The organism is Streptomyces sp. NPDC020299 (genome assembly GCF_044387825.1).
Classification (GTDB): domain Bacteria; phylum Actinomycetota; class Actinomycetes; order Streptomycetales; family Streptomycetaceae; genus Streptomyces.
In genome coordinates this window covers 445568-452350 of sequence record NZ_JBIRWL010000003.1, presented here as the reverse complement: position 1 = coordinate 452350, position 6783 = coordinate 445568, and the positions used below count along the sequence as shown (strand labels likewise).

9 protein-coding genes are annotated in these 6783 nt (G+C 70.2%); 6 read left to right on the top strand and 3 right to left on the bottom strand.

Annotated features, from left to right (window positions below):
• Positions 1-173 precede the first annotated feature (173 nt).
• A complete protein-coding gene (locus ACH45E_RS09955; protein WP_361442560.1) occupies positions 174-548 on the bottom strand; it encodes a hypothetical protein in 375 nt (124 codons plus the stop codon).
• Between the two features lie 637 nt (positions 549-1185).
• On the opposite strand from ACH45E_RS09955, the gene ACH45E_RS09950 reads away from it, so the two are divergent.
• The 6 genes from ACH45E_RS09950 to ACH45E_RS09925 all read left to right on the top strand — a co-directional run bounded on the left by ACH45E_RS09950 (position 1186) and on the right by ACH45E_RS09925 (position 4984).
• Positions 1186-1530: a MerR family transcriptional regulator gene (locus tag ACH45E_RS09950; protein WP_361442557.1), complete on the top strand. Its 345-nt coding sequence runs from the start codon at positions 1186-1188 to the stop codon at positions 1528-1530.
• Between the two features lie 333 nt (positions 1531-1863).
• The gene (locus ACH45E_RS09945; RefSeq protein WP_399040472.1) at positions 1864-2187 is read left to right on the top strand and encodes an RNA-binding protein; all 324 of its coding nucleotides are present in this window, start codon (positions 1864-1866) and stop codon (positions 2185-2187) included.
• A 134-nt stretch (positions 2188-2321) separates the two neighbouring features.
• The gene (locus tag ACH45E_RS09940) at positions 2322-3008 is read left to right on the top strand and encodes a hypothetical protein (RefSeq protein ID WP_361442554.1); all 687 of its coding nucleotides are present in this window, start codon (positions 2322-2324) and stop codon (positions 3006-3008) included.
• 149 nt (positions 3009-3157) lie between these two features.
• Entirely contained in the window at positions 3158-3859 is a 702-nt protein-coding gene (locus ACH45E_RS09935) for a sigma-70 family RNA polymerase sigma factor (protein ID WP_399040361.1), read from the top strand.
• Complete coding sequence (locus ACH45E_RS09930) at positions 3822-4406, top strand: AraC family transcriptional regulator (RefSeq protein WP_361442551.1); 585 nt, start codon at positions 3822-3824, stop codon at positions 4404-4406. Before ACH45E_RS09935 ends, ACH45E_RS09930 begins: the two co-directional genes overlap by 38 nt.
• Positions 4391-4984, top strand: coding sequence for a DJ-1/PfpI family protein (locus ACH45E_RS09925; protein WP_361442548.1), 594 nt, complete (start codon positions 4391-4393; stop codon positions 4982-4984). The genes ACH45E_RS09930 and ACH45E_RS09925 overlap by 16 nt, the downstream gene beginning before the upstream one ends.
• Here the strand turns inward: ACH45E_RS09925 and ACH45E_RS09920 are convergent.
• The gene (locus ACH45E_RS09920) at positions 4977-5780 is read right to left on the bottom strand and encodes an ABC transporter ATP-binding protein (RefSeq protein WP_361442545.1); all 804 of its coding nucleotides are present in this window, start codon (positions 5778-5780) and stop codon (positions 4977-4979) included. The genes ACH45E_RS09925 and ACH45E_RS09920 overlap by 8 nt on opposite strands.
• A complete protein-coding gene (locus ACH45E_RS09915) occupies positions 5777-6742 on the bottom strand; it encodes an iron ABC transporter permease (RefSeq protein WP_361442659.1) in 966 nt (321 codons plus the stop codon). The genes ACH45E_RS09920 and ACH45E_RS09915 overlap by 4 nt, the downstream gene beginning before the upstream one ends.
• Positions 6743-6783 lie beyond the last annotated feature (41 nt).

Here is a 6783-nt window from a genome sequence, read left to right as displayed (position 1 = left end):
TTTTTTTTCCTTCTCCGGGGGCCCCCCCCCCGGGGGGCCTTTTGGGGGGGGGGGGGCCCCCCCCCCCGGGGCGGGGGGGGGGGCCCCGCCCGCCGGGGGGGGCCCGCCCCCCCACCGCTGTGTCGGCGTCCGTTCACAAACCGCTGACCGGGCAACGGGGCGGCGACAGCGTCTCACCGGTCGAAGTAGCTGAGTTCGCCCACGGTCCATGCGCTGACGTCCTTGATCGCGACTCGGTACATGCCGCCCGTCTCCGGGATCCCGAGGCTGCCCTGCAGGATCCGGGCGAGATGGAAGTGCAGATGCGTGGGCGCCTCGCCGCCACCGGACCGGTTGCCTCGCGGACCGCGGGCGAAGACGTCCGAGAACGCGCCGAGACGGTCCGAGTCCCTCAGTACCTCCGCCACCCGCTCCCTCCACACGGCCTCGGGAGCCAGCCGGCCGGTGATGACGGCGCCGCCGACGACCACGGTCAGCGACATCTGATTGCTTGGCTCGGACTCCACCGCGGTGGAGATGGCGACGAGCAGCTCATCAGGGTTCGACATGGCAGCAGAGCTTATGCGGTCCACCCGTGCCCGTACCGCCCGCGGGGCGTGCAGCGGCTGCGCGGACGACAGGAGGCGACTCCCGGCCAACCGGTGGGGCCGACCGCGGCGGGCTGTTCCTCCGCCGGAAGGATGAAATCTACTGTTGCCAGAGTAGACATTGGTTCCTGACACGGGTACGCTTTCTCTCGTAGACATGGTCGAATGAGATCCGCCAGACACGAACTGGTGGGTGCCTGAATACGAAGTACGCAGGTCAGTGCGGCTCACGAGCCTCGAAGCCAAAGCGTTCCCAGGACGGTGACGGGACTGCGAGCCACACTGGGCGGCTCGCACGTCGAGGAGCTGCAAGGAGCAGTACCGGTTCATTCAGTGGTTGGTACGAGAGGAACGGAGGAGCAGACGCCATCAGGATCGCCCGGCCCGAGAAGCGCTCGGCCCGGGTACCGCAAGACCCCGGAATGGATGGTGGTCCCCGGTCACGCAGCTGCGATCCCCCGCTCCGCCCTTGCCGGGCCGGGTAGCGGAAACAGAAGGTCGGCACAGCAGTAGGGCCGACAGATGGTGTTGAATTTCCTTCGGGGCCCTGGTGCCGTACGGCGCCAGGGCCCCTCGACGCATTGCACAGCGAGGTGACATGACATCGGACAACCCCCTGAATGATCGTCTGGACGACGACGGCTACCCCGCGTACACGATGGGCCGGGCAGCCGAGATGCTCGGCACCACCCCGGCCTTCCTCCGAGCCATCGGTGAGGCTCGTCTGATCACTCCGCTCCGCTCGGAGGGGGGACATCGCCGTTACTCCCGCTACCAACTGAGGATCGCGGCCCGCGCCCGCGAGCTCGTCGACAAGGGGACTCCGATCGAGGCTGCGTGCCGCATCGTCATCCTCGAGGACCAGCTCGAGGAAGCACAGCGCATCAACGTCGCATACCGCCGTGCCGCCGGCGAATCGGCGGGCAGTTCTGGCTCCGGCTGAACACTCGGGCGCGGCCGTATCCGGAACGCCGGAGTACCGAGCAGGCGCGACAGTCGTTCGCGCGGCAGGGGGCGCACTCCGCCGGAAGGGCTGTGCACCTGCCATGGCTCCCCGGGCTGGTCGGCGGAGACAGCGGCGGCCAAGCGCAGAGCCCGTTCCCGCAAGCGCCTCGGCCGGCGTCCTCGCGTGCCGTGCCCACAGCGTGCCCATGAGAGCGGACAACCAGGGACACCAGCGGTATCAACGGGCCCGTGCAATATTTAGGGGTGGCGTGCCCTGCGCCACTCTTACGTCCAGTGCCCGCACGTAGCGACTGTCACGCACGGGGCTGCAATTCCAGTCCAGGTAGCTCTTGCCGGGGAAGACCGTGTCGGCAGGGGCCGAGCCAGCGGAGCGGACCTCTACCGGCAGTACTTCGGCCTCGTCGCCGCCGGCGCCAGGACCATCGAGGTACGGGTCAAATACCGCCATCTCGTCGGCCTCGGCGCCGGCGACCTCATCAGCTTCCGCGTCAAGGGCACCGACGAGACCTGCGAGGTCAAGGCCCTGCCGGACGGCGAGGGCCCCGCCAACGGCAACCCCAACGCCACACGCGCCGAGCAACTCGCCGGCATCCGCGCGATCTACCCACCCGAGAAGGAAGCCCTCTCTCAGTAAGTCGGCTGGATCCGGCGATAAGTTCCCGCATTTCGCCGAACGCCCGATCGCGGCTTTGGATTGAGCATGAAGCCACGCCATTTTGCGTACTGATCCGTAACGACCGGGCTTCGAATGCAAGGATGAAGCCCGTCATGGCTGCCGGATGGTGCACGCGTACGGTACGGGCCGCGGTCTTCGCGGCCGTCTGTGTGCTGCTCTCCGCCCTCGCGCACACGATGATGTCCGGTGCCGCGGTGCCCTGGTGGGCGCTGAGCGCCGGTGCCGTGGGCGCCGGTGGAATGGGCTGGGCTCTGGCAGGCCGCGAGCGCGGGCTTCGGTTGATCGTGACCGCGGTGGTCGTGCCCCAGGCGGTGCTCCACTGGAGCTTCTCCCTCGCGCAGTCCGCCGGTCAGCCGACGGCGCGAGCGGACGCCGTCGGTGACACCGGTGACCCGCCGATGGGGTCCATGGACATGGGCTCCATGCAGCCGCATCCCATGAGAATGGATCACTCGATCCACCTGGGCTCCGGTGCTCCCGCAGGCATCGAGCACTGGCTGAGCGGTACATCCATGCTCGGCATGTACGCGGCTCACCTGGTCGCGGCGCTACTGTGCGGCCTGTGGCTGGGCTACGGCGAGCGTGCCGTCTTCCGGCTGCTGCGGGCCGTAGCGGGATGGCTGGCCGCGCCGCTGCGGCTGGTACTCACCCTGCCCGCGCTGCCGCGGCCTCCGCGGATTCTCCGGCGCAGGCGCCGTTCGCGTCGAGTGCCGCGACGTCTGCACCTTGTCCATGCGATCACTTCCCGGGGGCCACCGGCCGCTCTCGCTGTCGTCTGAACAGCCGGTTTCCCGGGGTCACTTCCAGTGTGTCGTCGACACCGTGCCCCGGGCTGCGGCCGCGCCCGTGTGGCCGGCCGCAATCCCCTTGCTGCTGGATCGGTGTGCCCGCGTGCCGCCGTTCCAGGCATGATCGCGAAGGACAACAGGTGCCTGCTCCTGCCCTGCCCGCGTTACGCGGGACACGCAAGAAACGTAGGAAACACGACAAGACGCAAGAGGCCGACGAGCTGATCACCGCCTGGGCGCTGGCCGCCCGCGGTGGTGATGCGGACGCCGTCGAACAGTTCATCCGGGCGCTGCACTGCGACGTGCTGCGCTACGTCGCGCATCTGAGTGCGGATCCCCAGTCGGCGGACGACCTGGCCCAGGAGACGTTCCTCCGAGCGCTGGGGAGCCTGCACCGGTTCGAGGGAAGGTCCTCGGCCCGTGCGTGGCTGCTGTCCATCGCGCGCCGGGCGGTGATCGACGACTTCCGGCGCGCCGCCTCCCGTCCTCGTCTGGCGGACCGGCATGACTGGCGCCGCGCGGCCGAACTGGCCCAGCCGGTCGACGTACCCGGTTTCGAGGAGGGCATCGCCCTCCTCGAGCTGCTGGCGGGGCTGCCGGACGAGCGCCGCGAGGCGTTCATCCTCACGCAGGTGGTCGGCCTGCCGTATGCGGAGGCGGCCGATGTCACCGGCTGTCCCGTCGGGACGGTGCGCTCCCGGGTGGCCCGGGCCCGTAGCGCCCTGCTGGACCTGCTCGCCGAGCCGGAAGAGCCGGGAGGGCGGACCGGAGACGGCCGGGTTCCGTCGTCCGACCTGCGACCGCATGCAACGGGGGCTGTCCCGGTCGCGGTCGCGGCGTGAAGTGTGGGGCCGGTGCCCGCGGCAGCTGTGGACACCGGCCCCGGCTCTCTTCCTCTTCGAGGGTGTGCAGAGCCTCGGCTTCTCCGCCGTCGCGGATGTCCTGTCGGCTGCGAACTCCCTGGCCGGGGGCCGCCCTGCTACCGGGCGCGGGCGGAGCCGCCTCCGGCCTCGAGCTGGGACTTGCGTTGGCGGCCGAGGATACGTCCAGAAACCCGGCGGTCAGGCCCAGTTCGCCGAGCTGAGCGTCCCCGAGGTGACAAGCCCGGCGTTGCGCCAGGCCCGGCAGCAGGTTCTCGCCAATCCCTCAGATGAATGGACCCTCCGCTCGTTGGCCCAGGCAGCCGGCCTGTCCGAGCGCCACATCAGCCGCCTGTTTCGTGCCGAAGCGGGCATGACCGTGAGCCGGCCACCACGCACAAGTCCTTCCTTCGGGTTGTCCAGGTCCCTCCTCCTGAGGATCGGGCCCGGTTCTCATGACACGCTCGTGCCTGAAGTGCGGTTCAGGCACGGAGCGTTGAGGAGTTCGTCGGTATGGGGTCTTCGCTGACCATCGGTGTCTTCGTCTTCGAGGGCGCCGAGGAGCTCGATGTCGTCGGTCCGTGGGAGGTTCTGGGCTTCTGGGCCGCGCATGTCGCGACAGATCCGGTCCGCCTGGTGACGGTTGCCCGCGAGGAGGGGTGGGTGCGCTGTGCAAAGGGGCTGCGGCTCGGCGTGGACCACGGCCTGGACACGGCTCCCGCCCTGGACGTGCTGGTCCATCCCGGCGGGGATGGCACAAGGGAACTCAAGAACAACGGCGATCACCTCGACTGGCTGCGGAGCCTCCATGATCGGGGGGTGCTGCTGGCGAGCGTGTGCACCGGGTCGCTCGTGCTGGCCGCGGCCGGGCTGCTGAAGGGGCGCCCGGCCACCACGCATCGGGACTTCGCCGAGAAGCTCGCGAAGACCGACAGCACGACGGACGTGCGCGCGGCCGAGCGATACGTCGACGACGGGGACATCGTCACCAGTGCGGGCGTGTCCGCCGGCATCGACATGGCCTTCCAACTGGTGGAGCGGTTCGGCGGTGCCGAGGCGGCGGACGAGGTGCGCCGGGGGACGCAGTACGACCGTCCCGTCAGCTGACCTTGGCCTCCCGCACAGGTTCGAGGGCGAGCGGCTGGGCCGCGTAGGTGATGCGGACGATGCCGTCGGCGTCACGTTCGGCCGTGGCGGCCACGCCGAAGACCTCGCGCAGCAGGCCGGGGGTGAGGACGTCCAGGACCGGTCCGGCGGCGACGACCTGACCCGCGTGGAGGGCGACGAGGTGGTCGCACAGGCGGGCGGCCAGGTCCAGGTCGTGGAGGACCGCGAGGGTGGTGATGCCGGTGGAGCGGATCAGGTCGAGCAGCTCGAAGCGGGCGCGGATGTCGAGGTGGTTGGTGAGCTCGTCGAGGACGAGCAGCCGGGGCTGTTGAGCGAGGGCCCGGGCCAGCAGTACACGCTGGCGTTCGCCGCCGGAGAGCGAGGTGACGTCGCGTTCGGCCATGTGCCGGATCGCGCACGAGTCGAGGGCCTGCTCCACGGCCTCGTGGTCGTCCGCTCCGTCGCGGCCCATGAGGCCGTGGTGCGGGGTCCGGCCGAGCGCGATGATCTCGGCGACGCTCATGCCGGTCGGGTTGCTGCTCGCGTCCTGGAGGACGGCGGCGGTGCGGCGGGCGGCGCTGCGCGCGGACAGGGCCCAGACGTCGTCGCCGTCCACGCGTACCACTCCTCTGTGGGGGCGCAGGGAGCGGTAGACGGTCCGCAGCAGGGTGGACTTGCCGCTGCCGTTGGGGCCGATCAGGCCGACGATGTCGCCTGCCTGGGCTTCCAGGTGCACGTCGTGGAGGATCGGCCGGTGACCGAGTTCGACGTGGATCTTTTCCACGGTGAGCTTCATACGGAGTCCAGGCTCTTGTTTCGGCGCAGCAGCCACAGGAAGAAGGGCGCCCCGAACAGGGCGGTGAGGATGCCGAGGGGGAGTTCGTTGGGGCGGTTGACGGTGCGCGAGAGCAGATCGACGACGACCAGGTAGATGGCGCCGACCAGGGCCGCCTGGGGCAGCAGCCGGCGGTGGTCGGCGCCGGTGATGAGGCGCACCAGATGCGGGATCATCAGGCCCACGAAGCCGATGCCCCCGGCGACGGCGATGACGGTGCCGGTCACCAGGGAGGACAGCACCAGAAGCACGGCGCGCAACCGGTGCACGTCGACGCCGAGGGCGGTGGCGGACTCGTCGCCGACCAGCAGGGCGTTGAGGCGCCGGCCGAAGAGCGTCAGGGCCACGGTCGTGGTGAGGACCACGATGGCGACGATGGGCAGCTGGCCCCATTCGGCGCCGGCGACGCTGCCCAGCATCCAGAACATCACCGTACGCAACTCGGTCGGCGTGGCCCGGAGTTGTAGATAGCTGGTGGCCGCCAGGAACAGGTAGCCGATGGCGACGCCCGACAGGACCAGACGGGTGGGGGCGAGCCGGCCTCCCTTCTGGCCGAGCAGGAAGACCAGGGCGACCGCCGCGCCGGCGCCGAGGAAGGCGGCCGAGGACACGCCGAGTCCGCCGAGGGCGCCCCCGGCGGCGGTGATGACCACGACGGCGCCGAGGGAGGCGCCGGAGGAGACGCCGAGGACGTAGGGGTCGGCGAGCGGGTTGGCGACGACCGCCTGCAGGACGACGCCGGAGACGGCCAGTCCGGCGCCGACCAGGGCGGCCAGGACGACCCGCGGGGCCCGGAAGGTCCAGACGATCTGGTCGGTGGCCGGGTCGGCTGCCGTACGACTGCCGGTCAGGTGGTTCCAGACGATCCGCCAGACCTCGTCCACCGGGATGGTGACGGCGCCGATGCTGATCGCCACGATCATGACGGCGACAAGCACCGCAAGCAGCAGAACCAGCACCAACT